Here is a 17,187-nt window from a genome sequence, read left to right on the forward strand (position 1 = left end):
CGGTCAGCTGCGCGCCGGCTGACCGAGCGGCCGCCGCCAGGTGGCGACGCCCTCGTCGAGGTGCAGCTCCCCGTCGGTCTGCTCGGCGGCCTCGGGGTCGTGCGTCGCCATCACGACGACGGCGCCCCGCTGGGCCTCGGCACGCAGCACGGCCATCACCCGCTCGCGGTTGGCGGCGTCGAGGTCGCTGGTCGGCTCGTCGGCGAGCAGCACCGACGCCTCGGCGGCGAAGGCCCGGGCCAGCGCGACCCGCTGCTGCTGGCCGCCGGAGAGCTCCTCGATGAGGTGGTTGCCGGACTCCTCGAGTCCGACGAGCCCGAGCGCGTGGCCGGTACGCCGGGCGGCCTCGTCGGCCGGCACCCGGCCGGAGAGCAGCGGGACGACGACGTTCTCCGCCGCGGTCAGCGACGAGGCGAGGCCGTTGCCCTGCGGCACGACGACCACGCCGAGCGACGCCGCCTGGGCGCGGTCGGTCAGGCTCGTGCCGGCCAGGCTCACCTCGCCGGCGTCGGGGCGCAGCGCTCCCGCGAGCGCCCACAGCAGCGTGGACTTGCCCGCGCCGGAAGGCCCCGTGACGGCCAGCAGCCGGCCCGGATGCACCGTCAGGTCGACCCCGTGCAGTGCGACCACCTGGGTGTCGCCGTGGCCGTAGCGGACCTCGAGCCCGCGCGCTTCCAGCTCAGGCATCGGTCTCCCCCGCCTCCCGGACCAGCGTGTAGCTCCCGTCCTCGAGCAGGTGGAACCGCACGAGGGTGCCCGGCAGCAGCTCGTCGCGGACGTGTCCGGGCAACGGGAGGAACCCGTCGGGCGTCACCACGGCGTACTCCTCGCCGCTGCGCCCCTCGCCGCCCACGCGGCCGTCGCGGATCGTGATGGTTCGCGGCAGGAACGCCGCCACGTCGGGGTCGTGCGTGACCAGCACGACGGTCGTGCCGAGCTCGCAGTTGAGCGCTGCCATCCGCTCCAGCACCAGGTCGCGGGCGCTGTGCTCGAGCTGGCTGGTCGGCTCGTCGGCGAGCAGCAGCCCGGGCCGCGGCGCCACCGCAACCGCGAGCGCCGCCAGCTGGAGGTGGCCCGGCGTGAGCTCGGAGAGCGACCGGTGCGCCTCCGCGGCGCCGAGCCCGACGCTCGCGAGCACCTCCTCGGGCTCGGGCAGGTCCTTGCCCGCCCTGCGGGCGACACCCTGGGCGAAGCGGACGTTCTCCAGCGGCGTGAAGTAGGGCAGCAGGTTGCGCCCCGCGCCCTGGAGCATCAGCGAGACGTCGAGCGCACGCAGCTCGTCGAGCTGGCGCTGCGCGGCCGAGGACAGCTCGTGCGGCCCGACGTGCACCTTGCCGGCGCTGGGGCGGAAGAGTCCCGCGAGCAGGCTGAGCAGCGTCGACTTGCCCGATCCCGACGGGCCGAGGAGCCCGACCAGCTCACCCGCCTCGATGTCGAGGTCGACGCCCGAGAGCGCGGCCACCTCGTGGCCCTCGGAGCGATAGATCAGCACGAGGCCGCGGGTGCTCACCCGCAGGCCCCTCACCGAGGCCGTCCCGGCAACCGCGCTCACAGGCCCGCCTCCCTCAGCCGTCGTACGTCGGAGCGCGCGGCCAGCGCGCGCCCGATCAGCGCGCTGGCGACGCCGAGGACGATCGCGGCCGCGAGGGCCGCCCCGACCACGCCGGTCCAGGCGGTGCCCAGGTCGAGGGTCGACACCTCCGGCGGCGCGGCGAAGAGCGGCACCGTGGGCATCACCAGCGACGCGCCGACCAGGCCGCACGCCGTGCCCGCGGCGACGCCGAGCAGCACCGCCGGCACCTGCGCCGCGACCGCCATGGTGCGGACCGTCCGGACCGGGATGCCGCTCATCCGCAGCGCTGCGAGGTCCCGCGACCGGGACCGCCAGGTGCTGGCCGCGCTCACCACGAGCACGAGCAGCGCGATCAGGATCGCCAGGACCCCCACGAGCGCCGCGAGCTGGAGGCTCCACGCGGCCGCGGTCTCGTCGTACCCCTGGCGGACGTCCGCGAGCGTGGTCGTGCGCGCGATCGACACCCCGCGCTCGTCGAGCGCCGCTCTCACCGCGCCGAGCAGCTGGGGATCGTCGTCCGCGAACCAGATCGCGACCCGGTCGCTGGTCGAGACCACTCGCCCGCGTTGGAGGGTGTCGAGGTCCGCGACGAACGTCCGGGGTCCCGATCCGGGGACCCGGTCGAGCGTGCCGACCTGCTCGGCCGGCTGGCTCTCGCCGTGGAGACCGATGAGCTGGTAGGTCTTGCCGACCGCGTCCACGGGCAGCGCGCCGCTGGTGAGGGTCGGCGTCACGTCGGGCATCCAGGCGCTCTGCATCGTCAGCAACGACGCCCCGGCGCCCTGCACCTCGACGACGAGCGCGTCCGCGGAGGTCGATCGCGGGACGACCTTGCCCGTCGTCCGTTCGCGGAACGGGGTCCACAGGTCGGCCGGCCCGAGCGCGACCCGCTCCCCCGAGGGCGCGACCTCCAGGTTGCCCAGGGTCACCCTGCCCGCGATCCGCGCGCCCGGCAGGCTGCCGAACCAGATCGACGTGACCGTGCAGCCCTCCGTGCACGGCGCCGTGCCGCGCAGGACCGCGTGCTCGGTGGGACCGGACAGCCGGCCCAGGGTCGTGTGGAGGACCTCGCCGGCGGGACTGACGAGGTCGACGCCCACGGTGACCGGGTACGGCGACCCGTCGACCCGCACCGAGCCCAGGGTCGAGTCGTCGGCGTCCAGCGTGAACGTGCGGCCGGTCAGCACGACCGCCGCGGTCTCCGGTGGCCGGAGCTCGTCCCACACGGCGGAGTCGGGTGTGCCGCCCGGGAAGAGCGCGACGGCGCGAAACCCGTCGGGCAGCACGCCGAGCGTCTCGCCGGCGTCCGCGTCGGGGGCCGGCACCCGCACCACCGGCGTCGCCTGCTGCCCGCCGGGGTCCACCTCGTCGAGCGCGGCACGCACCGACGCCAGGTCGGTGCCCTGGACGTCCGCCACCAGCGGCGCGCCGGCGGCCTGCTCCGCCGCGGCCGCCCGGTTGCGCTCGCCGATCAGCAGGGCGTCCGCGGAGAAGACGGCCAGCGCCGACGCGAGCGTCACCACCGCGATGGTCCGCCGGGTGACGGGGCTGCGCGCCGCGTCGAGGATGCTCACGCCCGCCCGGACTCGGCCGCGCCGCAGCTGGGCCCGACCGAGCAGGCTCGCCGCCGGCGTCGTCACGTGGGCGAGGAGCACACCGGCCACGACGGCGAGGAGCGCGGGCGCGACCATCGCAGCGGGGCCCTCCAGGCCGCCGGTCGCGAAGAGCACGACCACGGCGCCGCACCCGGTCACGACGACCGCGTCCAGGGCCCCGAGGGCCCAGGTCGACTGGCGCGGCGGCACGCGTCGGAGCAGGGCCGCGACCGGCTCCCGCGAGACGCGCACGGAGGCGATCACCGTCACGACGACCAGCACGACCGCGGCCAGCACGGCCGCGAGGATGACCGGGAGCCTCAGCTCGAGGGGTACGTCGCCGGGCAGCGCGACCGTGCGGGCGGACCACGCCGCGACCAGCGCCAGCAACGCGCCGGGCAGCAGGCCGGCGAGCGTGATCGGCAGCAGCTCCGCGAGCAGCAGCGATCGGGCGCCGCGCCGACCGTGGCCGCGCAGCTGCGCCAGTGCCACCTCCGGCCGGCGCTGCTCGGTGACCCCGAGTAGCACCAGCCACAGCACCACGACGGCGAGCAGGCCCAGCTGCGCCATGAGCAGCGGCACGGTGATCCGCGACTGGTCGATCTGTGCCTCGATCTCCTCGGAGAGGTCTGCGATGCCCGAGGCCACCTGGACGGGGAGGTCCCCCAGCCGCTGCGGTCGGTCCGCCAGGTCCGCGATCGCCGGCCCGAGCTCGAGGACCTCGTCGACGCCCGCCCGCTCCGGGTCGATCCGGTAGCCGGCCCACGACGACGTGGTGTCGGCCAACGCGCTCGCACCCTCGAAGGTGTCGCGCACCGTGAGCCACACGTCGTGCTGGACGTGCGGCGGCGTGTCCAGGCTGTCGACGCCCGACCAGCCCGTCAGGACCCGACCGAACCAGTAGTCGTCGGGGTCCTGGCGGTAGGTGCCGACCACCGTCAGCGGGAGCGTCCTCGAGCGCAGGAACCGCCCCTCCTGGTAGAGCCGGCCCGAGACCTCGGTCGTCGCGCCCACGTCGAGGTCGAAGATCCGGGCGTCGGCGCGACTGACCAGCACCTCGCCCGGGGCCTCGGGGCAGCGGCCCTCCTCGATCGTGACGTGGTCGCACTGGCCGCTGCGCCAGACCAGGTCGCCGATCGGGTCGCTGCCGCCACCGGGCAGCACGGCGGCGCTCCCGCCGTACCCGAGGACGACCGGCCGGAAGTCGGGGCGGAAGCCCTCCGGCAGCAGCCCCGCCACCGTCTCCGGCGGCGTCACCGGCTGGAGGATGTCGTCGGTGTTGGACACCGTGAGCTGGACGCTGGAGGTGAGGACCGGGGCCCGGTCGATCGTCACCTGCGTCAGTGACTGCTGCATCGCCCGGTCGTAGAGCGGCGCGAAGAGCGCGCACGCGGCGACCAGGGCAGCCAGCACGGCGATCGCCACCGCCTGCACCGGCCGGTACCGCCAGCGCCTCACGTCCCACTCCCCCGTGTCTCGAAAACCGGCCCACCTTCTCACAGACGGCGATCGTCCGGTGGGGCGGCGTGCGGGTCGGGGGTCAGGCGCCGCCGAGCGGGTTGATGCCGGTCTTCTTCCCGGCGAAGGCGAAGAACAGCAGGTCGGTCATCTCGAAGGTGTCGCCGCGGCCGTGGGCGGGCGTGAAGCCGGGGTTGCGGACCAGCGAGAACCGGCTGCCCTCCATCGCACGGTGGAAGGTCTCCGCGACGATCCGGCCGCCGACCCTGCGCATCCTGCCGTCGCCGGTCTCGGCCTCGCGGAGCACGTAGAACCACAGCGGCGTCCGCTCGACGAGGGCGTCCTGCTGCGCCTCGGTGAGCCCGTCCAGCCTGGCCCCGCCGTTGCCCCGGACGATCTGGCGGCGGCTCAGCGGCTGGACGGCGACCCCGGCGGCGCGCAGCGCGTCCACCATCTGCTGGCCGCTCGCGAGCTTCAGCATCGAGGCGCGCACCAGGTTGCGGAAGGCGAGGTTGCGGCGCCGGTCGTCGAACGGGATCGCCGCGCCGCCGCCGAACGTGCTCGGCGGCAGGTTCTTCAGCGGGTCGGTGAGCAGCGTGTCGATCCGCTGCGCCATGTTCACCTCGTCGGGCGGGCCGAGCGCCGGGCGCCCGCCGGCCGGGAAGTCGTACATCCGCCGCCAGTCGGCGAGCCAGTTGCTGAGCAGCCGGTCCTCGCCGCCGAGGTCGCCGCCGAGGGCCGAGAACTGGAACATGTAGTCGAGGAACCCGATGCCCTCGGGGAAGCGCCGGTTCCAGTCGTAGACGGGCCGCACCATGCTGTGCCCGAGCCGGAACGCCGCGACCGAGAACTCCACGGGCATCCGCGGCATGTCGGTAGGCGCCGCATCGGGGTCGACCAGCTTGCGGCCGTTGGTGAAGACGTCCTCGACGATGCCGGGCTCGACGATCCGCGGCAGGTAGTCATGGCGGATCAGCCACTGGTAGTGCAGCGTGACCGCCTTGCGCGCCTGCCGGAAGCGCTGGGCGGCCGGGACGCTCGCCGGGAGCTTGTCGACCACGCGGTTGTGGAACCGGATCATCGCCAGGTGGGTCTGCGCCACGATCAGGTTCTCGTCGTTGCGCGGGTCCGGGATCAGCGCCCGGCGCCGCTCCTTCCGCGAGCCCGTGCCGACGCGCGGCAGGTCGTGGCCCGTCTTCTCGCGGTCGGGCCCGATCCGGATCGTGTCGCCCGTCTTCAGGCGTACGCCGTCCGCGGCGTAGAACTTCGCCGAGCCGGGGTTGGCCGGGCCCGCGCCGTACAGCGAGTCGAGGTCCAGGGTCGGCGACCGCCCCTGGAGCAGCTCGGCCGGCGTGACCTCGTCGCCGAGGCTGACGTCCGTGGCGTCCATGGTGAGGTCGTGGTCGATGAACTGGCCGAGGTAGGTGTAGCCCGCCGGGATGTCGCTGCGGCCGCCGCCGCCCTTGGTCATCGCGTTCGCCAGCGCCAGCGAGAGCGGCTCCGGCAACGCGCGGCCGCGCGGGCCGATACGGGAGAAGCGGAACGGCGCCACTCTGTTGGTCGAGCCTGTCGAGACCCCTGAAGCGGACGCGCCTGCCGGTCGCGCCTCGGGCTCCGTGATCGGGTCGGGCTCGTCGCCGCGACGTCCGCCGAGCTGGGTGTTGACCACACCCTCGCCCTCGATGAAGAAGGTCTCTGAACCGTGCCGAGTGTTCATGGCCCGACGCTAGGGGCGGCAGATGCCGGGCCGCGTACCCCAAGGTGGCCATCTTCGGCGGCAGGTCAGGCCGTCGGCTCGCCCTCCAGCCCGGCGAGCAACGGGTCGCGCAACCCGACGCAGTCGAGCGCCCAGAACGGCTCGCAGTAGACGAGCGGGCCGGTCATCCACTCCTCGTGCGCCGGCAGCAGGACGACCTGGAACGCCGGGTCGGGGATCCGCGGCGAGGGCTTGGTGAAGCCGAGCGGGCCGGCGGCGGACCAGCCCCGCGCGGCGTAGTAGCCGGGGTCTCCCTCGAGGAAGACCGCCGGCGCACCCAGCCGCTCCGCCTCGGCGACGGCGGCGTCGAGGAGCTCTCGCCCGATGCCCTGCCCCTGGTGGTCGGGGTGCACGGAGAGTGGGCTGAGCACGAGCACGTCCACCAGCGCCCGCCGGGCGTCGACCCACGACCGGTTGAGCTGGACATGACCGACGACGCCGCCGTCCGGCCGGTCGGCGAGCTCCGCGACGAGGCTGGCCCGAGTGCTGCCCGCATCGTCGAGCGCGCCGACGAGGCGCGCGACCGTCGGCCCCTCGTCGGGCCCGAACGCCGCCTCGACCAGATGGCGCACCGAGGCGTCGTCCTCGGGCAGAGCTGCCCGGACCCTTGACTTGAAGTTCACTTCAACTTGCAGCCTTCTCGGAGACGAACCACGACGAGAACACTAGGAGACACCGACATGCCTGTCGCCGTCATCACCGGAGCATCCCAGGGGCTCGGCCTCGCGCTGGCCCACGGCCTGGCCGACGCGGGCTGGTCCGTCGTCGCCGACGCCCGCGACGCCGACCGCCTCGCCGCTGCCGTCGCCGGGCTCCCGGGCGGCCCGCACCTCGCCGTACCCGGGGACGTCGCCGACTCCTGGCACCGCGGCGCGCTCGCTGCCTCGGCGACCGACCTCGGCGGCGCGGAACTGCTGGTCAACAACGCCAGCACGCTGGGCTTCGAGACGGGAGGCGCGACCCCGCTCCCCCGCCTCGCCGACCTGGACCCCTCGGCGTACGCGCGCACGTTCGAGGTCAACGTCGTCGCGCCCGTCGCGCTCGCCGGGATGTTGCTCCCGCAGCTGCGCGAGCGCCGGGGCCGGGTCGTGTCCGTGACGTCCGACGCGTCGGTCGAGGCCTACGAGACCTGGGGCGGCTACGGCTCGTCCAAGGCGGCGCTCGACCACGCGATGCGGGTGCTCGCGGCCGAGGAGCCGCTCGTGCGGGTGTACGCCGTGGACCCCGGCGACCTGCGCACGGCGATGCACCAGGCGGCGTTCCCCGGCGAGGACATCTCCGACCGGCCGGAGCCGGCGTCCGCCGTACCCCACCTGATGACGCTCGTGGCCGGCGACCTGCCCAGCGGCCGCTACCGGGCGGCCGACGTGGTGCCCGCGTCGGAGGTGCGCGCATGACCGCGACGATCCGCGAGGCGACCGTCCCGCCGGAGGCGCGCGGCGTGGCCCGCGACGAGGTGCGGCTCGCGGTGGTGACGCCCGCCGGCACCACCCACACCCGGGCCGTCGCCCTCCCCGACCACCTGCGCCCGGGCGACCTGCTCGTGGTCAACACGAGCGCGACACTGCCGTCGGCCGTCGACGCCGACGGCCTCGGCGTGCACGTCTCCGCGGCGCTCGACGACGGCACCTGGGTGGTCGAGGTGCGCCAGCCCGACAACAGCGGCCCGGCAGTCCCGGTGCCGGGCGAGGTGTTGACGCTGCCCGGCGGGCTCACCCTGCGCGTCGTGGCGCCGCACCCGGCCGGCCAGACCCGGCTGTGGCGCGCGGTCCCCACCCCCGGGGTCGACCGCGCGGCGTACCTGCACCGCTGGGGTCGCCCGATCCGCTACCGCTACGTCCAGGGCTCGTGGCCGATCGAGGCCCTCCAGAACGTCTACGCCACCCATCCCGGGAGCGCCGAGATGCCCAGTGCCGGTCGGCCGCTGACCGAGCGGCTGCTCGTGCGGCTGATGGCGCGGGGCGTCGTGGTCGCCCCGATCGTCCTCCACACCGGCGTGGCCAGCCAGGAGAAGCACGAGCCGCCGCAGCCGGAGGAGTACGCCGTCCCCGCGGCGACCGCCCGGCTCGTCGCCTCGACCCGGGCCGCCGGTCGCCGGGTCGTCGCCGTCGGCACCACGGTCGTGCGCGCGCTCGAGTCCGCCGCGACCGTCGACGGCCGGGTCGTCCCGACCGCGGGCTGGACCTCGCTGGTCCTCGACCCGTCGCGGCCCGCCCGGGTCGTCGACGGCCTGCTCACCGGGCTGCACGAGCCCGAGGCCTCGCACCTGCACCTGCTCGCGGCCGTCGCCGGCCGCGAGCAGGTGGACCGCGGCTACTCCGACCTCTCGGCGCCTGACGCCCCGGAGTATCTCTGGCACGAGTTCGGCGACTCGATGCTGCTGCTGCCCTGACGGGCGATGAGCACCGGGCTTAGGCCAAGGCGCAACGTCGAGACCTCCTGCGGGTGGTCTCGTGGTTGCGACCGACAGGCTGGCTACGGGCGAAGGCGGGTGCGGGGTTGCGGTCCGCCGCCGACTGCGGACCGCAGAAGACCAGAACGACCGGTCCACAGTGCCGATCCCTACTAGAACATATGTGCGAATCGTTGTAGAATGTGGCATGGCCCTGAAGCAGCGCACCACGACACCGGACCCGGTGCTGGATGCGGCCGCGGAGCACACCCGGGTCGCCGCGTTGGCCGAGGCGGCGCGGTTCGAGCTCGCGGCGGTCTGGGCAGAGGCGCATCCCGCGCCGGTCGACGAGCTGGTCGATCAGGTCGTGGACGAGGCCGGGGTGTTGATCCTGTACGGCGACCAGCCGCTGACCATCGCGGGCGAGGGGGCCCCGCAGATGGCGGAGTTCGCGGTCGCGGAGTTCGCCGCGGCCTGCGGGCTGTCGACCTTCCAGGGCCGCGCACTGCTCGGGTCGGCGGTGGAGGCCAGGCACCGGCTCCCCGACATCTGGGTCCGTGCGATCGGTGGGCAGGTGCCGGTGTGGAAGGTGCAGCGGGTCACCGACCGCACCCACCGCCTCACCGCCGCGGCGGCGGCGCAGGTCGACGCCGCGCTCGCTCCGATCCTGGGCTCGTGCTCGTTCGCGCAGATCGAGCGGGCCGTGGCCGCCGCGGAGGCCGAGGCCGACCCCGAGCACGCCGAGGACACCCGCCTGGAGCCGCACAACGCCCCGCACGTGCAGCTCCGGTTCGACGACGCCCACCTCTACGGCGGCCGGGTCCCGTTCTTCGGGCTGCTGGACTACCCCGACGCGCTGGCCTTCGAGGCCACCGTGCAGGCCAAGGCGAGCGAGCTCACCGAGACCTTCCCGAACCTCGAGCTCGACGAGCGCCGCGCCCTCGCCCTGGGCCGCCTCGCCCCCACCAACGGCACCACCACCTCGGCGCCGGCCAAGGAGGTGGTGGTCTACGCCCACTACACGCCCGAGGACCGGCACGGGATCATGGACGTGGAGAAGCTCGGCGCCACCACCCTCGAGCAGGTCGCGGAATGGTGTACCCAGTCCGCCACCAGGATCACCCTCCGGCCGGTGCTCGACCTGGACCTCGAGATCGGCACCGAGACCTACCGCCCCACCCCACGCCAGCGCGAACAGGTCATCCTGACCTGCCCCACCTGCGTGTTCCCCGGGTGCGGCCGCCACGCCCGCGGCTGCGATCTCGACCACATCGTCCCCTTCGACCCCGACAACCCTGACGGCGGGAAGACGACGTCGTGGAACCTCGCACCCCTGTGCCGCCTGCACCACCGGCTCAAGACGCTCGGGTTCTGGACCTACCGCCGCCTCACCCGCACGTCCTTCACATGGACCAGCCCCTGCGGGCGGACCTACCTCGTCGACCACACCCACAAGCGCCGACGAACCCGCTGACCCCCACCTCACCGGCACCGCCGGTGGGGTGCCGCGGCGACCACGTAGTCGTCGCGCGTCTCGATGAGTTCGCCCTAGAACTACGCCGCGTCGCGCTGACCGATCAGACCCAGCAACTCCGCATGCGTCTCCGCGTCGGCGGCGACGAGGAGTCCACTGCCGCCCGGGGTGCCCAGCGGCTCGCCGCGCAGGTCGGTGACGACGCAGCCAGCGGCCCGGCAGAGCGCGATTCCGGCGGCGAAGTGGACGTTGTCGGCGAAGCCGCCGTCCTGGCTCTCGGTGACGTACGCCGCGCGCCGGCCCGCCGCGACCCAGGCCACGGCAAGCGTCGTCGAGAGCACCCGGCCGCCGTACCGAGCCCGGAAGTCGGGGTGCCCGAGCAGCTCGGCCGGACGGAATCGACCGGGGTCGGGGTGGACGGCGTCGAGGTTGACGTCGACGAGCGCGTTCCGGGGAGACGGCTCGAGCCGGACGTCCTCCGAGCCGCGGCGCAGCCACGCACCGTCCCCGTCGGTCCAGAACGCCTCGCCGGCGATCGGGTCGACGACGCCCGCGACGTGGACGGACGGTCCGACGCGGAGCGCGACGTTCACGGCGATCAGCGGCGTGGTCGCCGCGAAGTTGAGGGTGCCGCAGAGCGGGTCGACCAGCCACGTGCGCTTGGCGGCGTCGGAGCCGGTGAGCCCGCTCTCCTCGCCACGCAGGGCGTCGTCCGGGCGGACCTCCCGGAGCACCGCGAGGATGGCCGCCTCGGCGTCGATGTCGGTCGCGGTCGCGAAGTCGGTGTCCGACTTCGCGAACCTCTCCTGCGGGGTGCCGTAGCGCTCCCGGACGACGGCGGCACCGGCGAGCGCGGCGGCGAGGGCGATCTCGGCGTCGGTCCGCGCGGTCACGCGCCACCGACGAACGAGAAGCGCACCTCGCGCTCGGAGTTGTCGACGTTCAGGTCGACCAGGCACACGCTCTGCCAGGTGCCGAGCGCCATCCGGCCGTCGATCACCGGCACCGTCGCATGCGGAGGCACGATCGCCGGCATCACGTGGGACCGGCCGTGACCGCGACTGCCGTGGCGGTGCCGCCAGCGGTCGTCGGCGGGCAGCAGGTCGCCGAGGGCGGCGAGCAGGTCGTCGTCGCTGCCGGCGCCGGTCTCGATGATCGCGATGCCGGCGGTCGCGTGCGGGACGAAGACGTTGAGCAGGCCGTCGCCACGGCCGGAGACGTACTGCCTGCAGTCGTCGGTGAGGTCGAGGACGACCTCGCGGTCTCCGGTGCGGTAGAGGCGGGTCTGGGAATCCACGGGATCGATCGTGCCACGGTCCGCTACCGTCGCCCGGTGCACGTCGAGTCCCTCGCATTCCGTACCGATCTCGAGCTCCTTCGCCTGTCCGGCAGCGAGGTCGAGGACCACGGCTCGTACGTCGCGGTGCGGACGCCCGACAACCCGACGTACTACTGGGGCAACTTCCTGCTGCTCCCCCACGCTCCGACGACGGAGGACCTGCCGGAGTGGATCGAGCGGTTCGGCGCGACGTACCCGCGGTCCCGGCACCTGGCGTTCGGCGTCGACGGCCCTGACGGCACGCTCGACGACCTGGAGCCCTTCCGCGTGGCGGGACTGGACGTGGACGCGTCGTCGGTGATGACGGCGACCGCCGTCCACGAGCCGGCACGGCCGAACCTCGAGGCGACGTACCGCCCGCTCGCCGGCGACGACGACTGGCACCAGCAGCTCGAGCTCGGCATCGCCGGCGAGCACGAGGAGAGCGGCCGCGACTTCGTGGTCGCGAAGACCGCGTCCGAGCGCGCGCTGAGCGGCCGCGGCATCGGCACCTGGTGGGGCGCCTTCATCGGCGACCGGCTCCTCGCCTCGATGGGCCTCTTCGCCGTCAGCCCGGGCCTCGCGCGGTTCCAGCAGGTCAAGACCCACCCCGACGCCCGCGGTCGCGGCCTCGCGGGCACGCTCGTCCACCGGGTGAGCCAGTACGGCTTCGCCGAGCTCGACGCCCGCACGCTCGTGATGGTCGCCGACCCGGACTACCTGGCGATCCGGATCTACCGGTCCGTGGGCTTCGACAGCACCGAGACCCAGCTCCAGGCGGAGCGCAAGCCGGCGACGGACTGAGTCAGACGCTCGTCCCCGGCTCGTCCGCGGGGCCGCCCTCGGGATCGCGCACCCCGCCGGCGCACGACGCGAACGGCTCGGGCGCGGTCTCGCCCCCGCCGTACCGCCGGATGAAGAGCGGCAGCCGCGCGTCGTCGGCCGCCTCGAGCTCGAGCTGGCGACCCCAGACGGTGACGACGACCGGGACGGGCAGGCCCGGGTACGGCGCGAGGATGCCGTTCTGCGGCAGCTGCTCGGCGAGCGTCTCGACGTCGCCCCGGTTGAGATCCGGGTCGTAGCTGATCCAGACCGCACCGTGCTCGAGGTCGTGCACGGCGTTCTCCTCCCGCACCGGCTCGTCGTAGACGCCGCAGTCGAGCCACGTCGGGTCGTGCGGTCCGCCGACGGCCGGGCTCTGCGGGTAGTTGACGTCCTCGGCCGTGTGGTCGAGCGCGAGGTCGTCGTACGCCCGCACCGCGCTGAGGTCCGCGGGCGTGGGGTCCTCGGTGAGGAACATCGGTACGGCGACCGCCAGGCAGATCACGATCGCGGCACCGATCACGGCGAGGGCGATGACGGGGCCGCGCGAACGTGGCGGCGGTGTCGGCTCGGAGGAGACCAGGAAGGCCGGCGGCGGGTGCCCCGGCGGCGGGGGCAGGTCGGTCATTCCGAGAGCAGCCGCTCGACGCGCTCGACCTTCGCGGTCAGCTGGTCCTCCCAGCCGGGCCGGATGTCGGCCTTGAGCACGAGTCCCACGCGCGGGGAGACCTCGGCGACGACGTCGACGGCCCGCTTCACGACCGCCATCACCTCGTCCCACTCCCCCTCGATGTTGGTGAACATCGAGTTCAGCTCGTACGGCAGCCCCGACTCCTTCACCACCTGCACGGCAGCGGCGACCGCTTCGGACACGCTGCCGGTCTCGTCACCCGAGGTCGGGGAGATGCTGAACGCGACGATCATGGCGTCAGGCTAGACGCTGACCCGCCAGAGTCCCTCTGACGGGTCAGCGACCGGGGCTCAGGCGCGGCGGAGGTTCCGCAGGACGTACTGCATGATGCCGCCGTTGCGGTAGTAGTTCGCCTCGCCGGGGGTGTCGATGCGGACGACCGCGTCGAACTCCTTGTCGCCTGCCTTGACCTTGACGGTCTTCGGCGTGCGGCCCTCGTTGAGCTCGGTGATGCCGGAGATCGAGAACTCCTCCTCGCCGGACAGGCCCAGCGACTCAGCGGTCTCGCCCTGCGGGAACTGCAGCGGGATGACGCCCATGCCGATCAGGTTCGAGCGGTGGATGCGCTCGTAGGACTCGGCGATGACGGCCTCCACGCCCAGCAGCGAGGTGCCCTTGGCCGCCCAGTCGCGCGACGAGCCGGAGCCGTACTCCTTGCCCGCGAGGACGACGAGGGGGGTGCCGGCGGCGATGTAGCTCTCCGACGCCTCGAACACCGTCGTGACGTCGCCACCCGAGGTGAAGTCGCGGGTGAAGCCGCCCTCGGTGCCCGGCGCGAGCTGGTTGCGCAGGCGGATGTTCGCGAACGTGCCGCGGATCATCACCTCGTGGTTGCCGCGCCGCGAGCCGTAGGAGTTGAAGTCCCGCTGCTTGACGCCGTGCTCGGCGAGGTACTTGCCCGCGGGCGAGTCCTTCTTGATCGCGCCGGCCGGGCTGATGTGGTCGGTCGTGACCGAGTCACCCAGCTTGAGCAGCACCCGCGCGCCCTCGATGTCGGCGACCGGCGCCGGCTCGTCGGGCATGCCCTCGAAGTAGGGAGGCTTCCGGACGTACGTCGAGTCCTCGTCCCACGCGAAGGTCTTGCCCTCCGGCGTCGGCAGCGACTGCCAGGTCTCGTCGCCCGCGAACACGTCGCGGTAGCTCTCGCCGAACATGTCGGAGTTGATCGCCTGGGCGATGACCTCCTCGACCTCGGACGGCGACGGCCAGATGTCCTTCATGTAGACGTCGTTGCCCTCGGTGTCCTGGCCCAGCGGGTCGTTGAACAGGTCGAGGTCCATCGAGCCGGCGAGCGCGTAGGCGACGACCAGCGGCGGGGACGCGAGGTAGTTCATCTTCACGTCCGGGTTGATCCGGCCCTCGAAGTTGCGGTTGCCCGACAGCACCGAGACGACCGCGAGGTCCTTCTCGTTGACGGCGGCCGAGACCTCGGGGATCAGCGGGCCGGAGTTGCCGATGCAGGTGGTGCAGCCGTAGCCGACCAGGTTGAAGCCGAGCTTGTCGAGGTACGGCGTGAGGCCGGCCTTCTCGTAGTAGTCCGAGACCACCTTCGAGCCCGGCGCCAGCGTCGTCTTGACCCACGGCTTGCGCTGCAGGCCCTTCTCGACGGCCTTCTTCGCCAGCAGCGCGGCGCCGATCATCACCGACGGGTTGGACGTGTTGGTGCACGACGTGATCGCCGCGATCGTGACCGCGCCGTGGTCGAGCGTGAACTTGGTGCCGTCCTCGAGGGTGACCTCGACGGGGTCGCTCTTGCGACCGCCGCCGGTCGCCGCGGCGCTGAAGTGCACCGGGGCCGCCTCGCCGTGGCCGTTCGACGGCGGGTCGGAGGCCGGGAAGGACTCGGCCACGGCCTCGTCGTACCCGTTCTCGTCACCAGCGGTGTCGACGTAGTCCTTGAGCGCGGCGCGGAAGCCGGCCTTGGCGTCGGCGAGCTCCACGCGGTCCTGCGGGCGCTTCGGGCCGGCCAGCGACGGTACGACGGTCGCGAGGTCGAGCTCGAGCTTCTCGCTGTAGCGCGGCTCGGCGTCCGGGTCGTGCCAGAGGCCCTGGGCCTTGGCGTAGGACTCGACGAGCGCGAGCTGCTCCTTCGAGCGACCGGTGAGCTCGAGGTACTTGGTGGTCTCCTCGTCGATCGGGAAGACCGCGATCGTCGAGCCGAACTCGGGGCTCATGTTGCCGATCGTGGCGCGGTTGGCCAGCGGCAGCGCGGAGACGCCGGGACCGTAGAACTCGACGAACTTGCCGACGACGCCGTGCTTGCGCAGCATCTCGGTGATCGTGAGCACGAGGTCGGTGGCTGTCGAGCCCTCGGGCAGGTCGCCGGAGAGCTTGAACCCGACCACGCGCGGGATGAGCATCGAGACCGGCTGGCCGAGCATCGCGGCCTCGGCCTCGATGCCGCCGACGCCCCAGCCGACCACGCCGATGCCGTTGACCATCGTGGTGTGGGAGTCGGTGCCCACGCACGTGTCGGGGTAGGCGAGGAGCTCGCCGTCGACCTCACGGGTGAAGACGGTGCGGGCGAGGTGCTCGATGTTGACCTGGTGCACGATGCCGGTGCCCGGCGGGACGACCTTGAAGTCGTCGAAGGCGCCCTGGCCCCAGCGCAGGAACTGGTAGCGCTCGCGGTTGCGCTCGTACTCGATCTCGACGTTGCGCTCGAAGGCCTCCGGCGTACCGAAGACGTCGGCGATGACGGAGTGGTCGATGACCATCTCGGCCGGGGCGAGCGGGTTGATCTTCGTCGGGTCGCCGCCGAGGTCGGCCATCGCCTCGCGCATGGTGGCGAGGTCGACGACGCACGGCACGCCGGTGAAGTCCTGCATGATCACGCGGGCCGGCGTGAACTGGATCTCCTTGTCGGGCTCGGCGTTCTCGTCCCAGCCCGCCAGCGCCTTGATGTCGTCGGCGGTGATGTCGGCGCCGTCCTCGGTGCGGAGCAGGTTCTCCAGCAGCACCTTGAGGCTGAACGGCAGCGACGCGACGTCGAGGCCCTCGCCCGTGACCGCGTCGAGGCGGAAGATCTCGTAGGACTTGCCGTCCACGTCCAGGGTGCTCTTGGCACCGAAGCTGTTCTGACTGGCCACAGCCGTCATCTCCTGATGTCTCGTCGTCCCGTGATCGCGCCCTCCATCCTGCCGCCGCGCGCGAACGCGGCAAAAGGAAGGTTCCCCTAACTTTCAGGAGAGGGAGCCGTTCGCATATCTCTTGATATCAAGATACACGATACCGAGACGCCAGGCGACCAGGCATGGTCAGCCCTGGGCGGTCTCCGCGACGTGCTGCCACTGCTCCCAGCCCGCGAGCCGCGACTCGTAGTCCGCCCGGGCGATCCGGATCGGGGCGGTGCCGAAGAAGACCCGCAGCGGCGGCTCGTCGGCGTCGACGACCTGCAGCACGGCGTCGGCGGAGGCGACCGGGTCGCCCGGCGCGGCGACCCGCGCCTTGCGCTGCTCGGCCGCCTTCTCGCGGAACGCGTCGTAGTCCGGGTTGGGCGCGGCGAGCTTGGCCGAGGCACCGCCCCAGTCGGTGGAGAAGCCGCCGGGCTCGATCAGCGTGACCTTCACGCCGAAGTCGGCGACCTCCTGCGCCAGCGCCTGCGAGAAGCCCTCCAGCGCCCACTTGGAGGCGTTGTAGATGCCGATGTTCGGGAACGCCGAGATGCCGCCGATCGACGACACCTGCAGGATGTGGCCGCTCCCCTGCTCGCGCAGGATCGGCAGGGCGGCCTGGGTGACCCACAGGGCGCCGAAGACGTTGGTCTCGAACTGTGCGCGGGCCTCGTCCTCGCTGAGCTCCTCGATCATGCCGAACTGGCCGTAGCCGGCGTTGTTGACCACGACGTCCAGCCGGCCGAAGTGCTCGTGGGCCCGCTGGACGGCGGCGAAGTCCGCCGCCCGGTCGTTGACGTCGAGCTCGATCGCGAGGAGGGCGTCGCCGTACTTCACGACGAGGTCGTCGAGCGTGCTGGTGTCGCGGGCGGTGGCGGCGACCCGGTCGCCGCGCTCGAGGGCAGCGATGGCCCACTCCCGGCCGAAGCCGCGCGAGGCGCCGGTGATGAACCAGGTCTTGGCAGAGGTCTGCTCAGTCATGCCCCGAACGTAGA

Annotated in this window: 15 protein-coding genes; 4 read left to right on the plus strand and 11 right to left on the minus strand. The window is 73.1% G+C overall.

Annotated elements, in window-relative coordinates; translation table 11 throughout:
* Window positions 1-3: 3 nt before the first annotated feature.
* The 5 genes from ACFQQI_RS24390 to ACFQQI_RS24410 form a co-directional block, all read right to left on the minus strand.
* Complete coding sequence (locus ACFQQI_RS24390; RefSeq protein WP_378569214.1) at window positions 4-687, minus strand: ABC transporter ATP-binding protein; 684 nt, start codon at window positions 685-687, stop codon at window positions 4-6.
* Window positions 680-1,510 carry an ABC transporter ATP-binding protein gene (locus ACFQQI_RS24395; RefSeq protein ID WP_378569215.1) on the minus strand — a complete coding sequence of 277 codons (831 nt, stop codon included), beginning with the start codon at window positions 1,508-1,510 and terminating at the stop codon, window positions 680-682. Before ACFQQI_RS24395 ends, ACFQQI_RS24390 begins: the two co-directional genes overlap by 8 nt.
* Window positions 1,511-1,548: 38 nt before the next feature.
* Window positions 1,549-4,626 (minus strand): FtsX-like permease family protein, encoded by a 3,078-nt coding sequence (locus ACFQQI_RS24400; protein WP_378569216.1) that lies wholly within the window; start codon window positions 4,624-4,626, stop codon window positions 1,549-1,551.
* Window positions 4,627-4,708: 82 nt separating this feature from the next.
* Window positions 4,709-6,343 carry a heme peroxidase family protein gene (locus ACFQQI_RS24405; RefSeq protein ID WP_378569217.1) on the minus strand — a complete coding sequence of 545 codons (1,635 nt, stop codon included), beginning with the start codon at window positions 6,341-6,343 and terminating at the stop codon, window positions 4,709-4,711.
* Between the two features lie 65 nt (window positions 6,344-6,408).
* On the minus strand, window positions 6,409-7,005 hold the full coding sequence (locus ACFQQI_RS24410; protein WP_378569218.1) for a GNAT family N-acetyltransferase: 597 nt from the start codon (window positions 7,003-7,005) through the stop codon (window positions 6,409-6,411).
* 57 nt (window positions 7,006-7,062) lie between these two features.
* On the opposite strand from ACFQQI_RS24410, the gene ACFQQI_RS24415 reads away from it, so the two are divergent.
* From ACFQQI_RS24415 to ACFQQI_RS24425, 3 genes are all read left to right on the plus strand, one after another.
* Window positions 7,063-7,779, plus strand: a complete 717-nt coding sequence (locus ACFQQI_RS24415) for an SDR family NAD(P)-dependent oxidoreductase (protein ID WP_378569219.1) — start codon at window positions 7,063-7,065, stop codon at window positions 7,777-7,779.
* Entirely contained in the window at window positions 7,776-8,774 is a 999-nt protein-coding gene (locus tag ACFQQI_RS24420; protein WP_378569220.1) for an S-adenosylmethionine:tRNA ribosyltransferase-isomerase, read from the plus strand. Before ACFQQI_RS24415 ends, ACFQQI_RS24420 begins: the two co-directional genes overlap by 4 nt.
* 208 nt (window positions 8,775-8,982) lie before the next feature.
* Window positions 8,983-10,248 carry an HNH endonuclease signature motif containing protein gene (locus ACFQQI_RS24425; RefSeq protein ID WP_378569221.1) on the plus strand — a complete coding sequence of 422 codons (1,266 nt, stop codon included), beginning with the start codon at window positions 8,983-8,985 and terminating at the stop codon, window positions 10,246-10,248.
* An 80-nt stretch (window positions 10,249-10,328) separates the two neighbouring features.
* Here ACFQQI_RS24425 and ACFQQI_RS24430 read toward each other — a convergent pair whose 3' ends face one another.
* Both ACFQQI_RS24430 and ACFQQI_RS24435 read right to left on the minus strand, forming a co-directional pair.
* The gene (locus tag ACFQQI_RS24430; RefSeq protein ID WP_378569222.1) at window positions 10,329-11,141 is read right to left on the minus strand and encodes an inositol monophosphatase family protein; all 813 of its coding nucleotides are present in this window, start codon (window positions 11,139-11,141) and stop codon (window positions 10,329-10,331) included.
* Window positions 11,138-11,545, minus strand: coding sequence for a secondary thiamine-phosphate synthase enzyme YjbQ (locus tag ACFQQI_RS24435; RefSeq protein WP_378569223.1), 408 nt, complete (start codon window positions 11,543-11,545; stop codon window positions 11,138-11,140). Before ACFQQI_RS24435 ends, ACFQQI_RS24430 begins: the two co-directional genes overlap by 4 nt.
* A 36-nt stretch (window positions 11,546-11,581) precedes the next feature.
* Between ACFQQI_RS24435 and ACFQQI_RS24440 the strand changes: the two genes are divergently transcribed.
* Window positions 11,582-12,370, plus strand: coding sequence for a GNAT family N-acetyltransferase (locus tag ACFQQI_RS24440; RefSeq protein ID WP_378569224.1), 789 nt, complete (start codon window positions 11,582-11,584; stop codon window positions 12,368-12,370).
* 1 nt (window position 12,371) lies between these two features.
* Here the strand turns inward: ACFQQI_RS24440 and ACFQQI_RS24445 are convergent, their stop codons facing one another.
* From ACFQQI_RS24445 to ACFQQI_RS24460, 4 genes are all read right to left on the minus strand, one after another.
* Window positions 12,372-13,016, minus strand: a complete 645-nt coding sequence (locus ACFQQI_RS24445; RefSeq protein ID WP_378569225.1) for a DUF3105 domain-containing protein — start codon at window positions 13,014-13,016, stop codon at window positions 12,372-12,374.
* Window positions 13,013-13,312 carry an MTH1187 family thiamine-binding protein gene (locus tag ACFQQI_RS24450; RefSeq protein ID WP_378569226.1) on the minus strand — a complete coding sequence of 100 codons (300 nt, stop codon included), beginning with the start codon at window positions 13,310-13,312 and terminating at the stop codon, window positions 13,013-13,015. Before ACFQQI_RS24450 ends, ACFQQI_RS24445 begins: the two co-directional genes overlap by 4 nt.
* A gap of 57 nt (window positions 13,313-13,369) precedes the next feature.
* Window positions 13,370-16,177, minus strand: coding sequence for an aconitate hydratase (locus ACFQQI_RS24455; RefSeq protein WP_378569227.1), 2,808 nt, complete (start codon window positions 16,175-16,177; stop codon window positions 13,370-13,372).
* 159 nt (window positions 16,178-16,336) lie between these two features.
* Window positions 16,337-17,173, minus strand: a complete 837-nt coding sequence (locus ACFQQI_RS24460; protein ID WP_378569228.1) for an SDR family oxidoreductase — start codon at window positions 17,171-17,173, stop codon at window positions 16,337-16,339.
* Window positions 17,174-17,187: the final 14 nt, after the last annotated feature.

Origin of the sequence: Nocardioides sp. GCM10030259 (assembly GCF_042666375.1) — a bacterium.
Taxonomy (GTDB): domain Bacteria; phylum Actinomycetota; class Actinomycetes; order Propionibacteriales; family Nocardioidaceae; genus Nocardioides.

What these genes read in the sequence shown, in the direction of transcription:
- ACFQQI_RS24390 (WP_378569214.1), bottom strand. Translation starts at nt 687, where the DNA reads ATGCCTGAGCTGGAAGCGCGCGGGCTCGAGGTCCGCTACGGCCACGGC.
- ACFQQI_RS24415 (WP_378569219.1), top strand. Translation starts at nt 7,063, where the DNA reads ATGCCTGTCGCCGTCATCACCGGAGCATCCCAGGGGCTCGGCCTCGCG.
- ACFQQI_RS24405 (WP_378569217.1), bottom strand. Translation starts at nt 6,343, where the DNA reads ATGAACACTCGGCACGGTTCAGAGACCTTCTTCATCGAGGGCGAGGGT.
- ACFQQI_RS24420 (WP_378569220.1), top strand. Translation starts at nt 7,776, where the DNA reads ATGACCGCGACGATCCGCGAGGCGACCGTCCCGCCGGAGGCGCGCGGC.
- ACFQQI_RS24445 (WP_378569225.1), bottom strand. Translation starts at nt 13,016, where the DNA reads ATGACCGACCTGCCCCCGCCGCCGGGGCACCCGCCGCCGGCCTTCCTG.
- ACFQQI_RS24460 (WP_378569228.1), bottom strand. Translation starts at nt 17,173, where the DNA reads ATGACTGAGCAGACCTCTGCCAAGACCTGGTTCATCACCGGCGCCTCG.
- ACFQQI_RS24455 (WP_378569227.1), bottom strand. Translation starts at nt 16,177, where the DNA reads ATGACGGCTGTGGCCAGTCAGAACAGCTTCGGTGCCAAGAGCACCCTG.
- ACFQQI_RS24425 (WP_378569221.1), top strand. Translation starts at nt 8,983, where the DNA reads ATGGCCCTGAAGCAGCGCACCACGACACCGGACCCGGTGCTGGATGCG.
- ACFQQI_RS24450 (WP_378569226.1), bottom strand. Translation starts at nt 13,312, where the DNA reads ATGATCGTCGCGTTCAGCATCTCCCCGACCTCGGGTGACGAGACCGGC.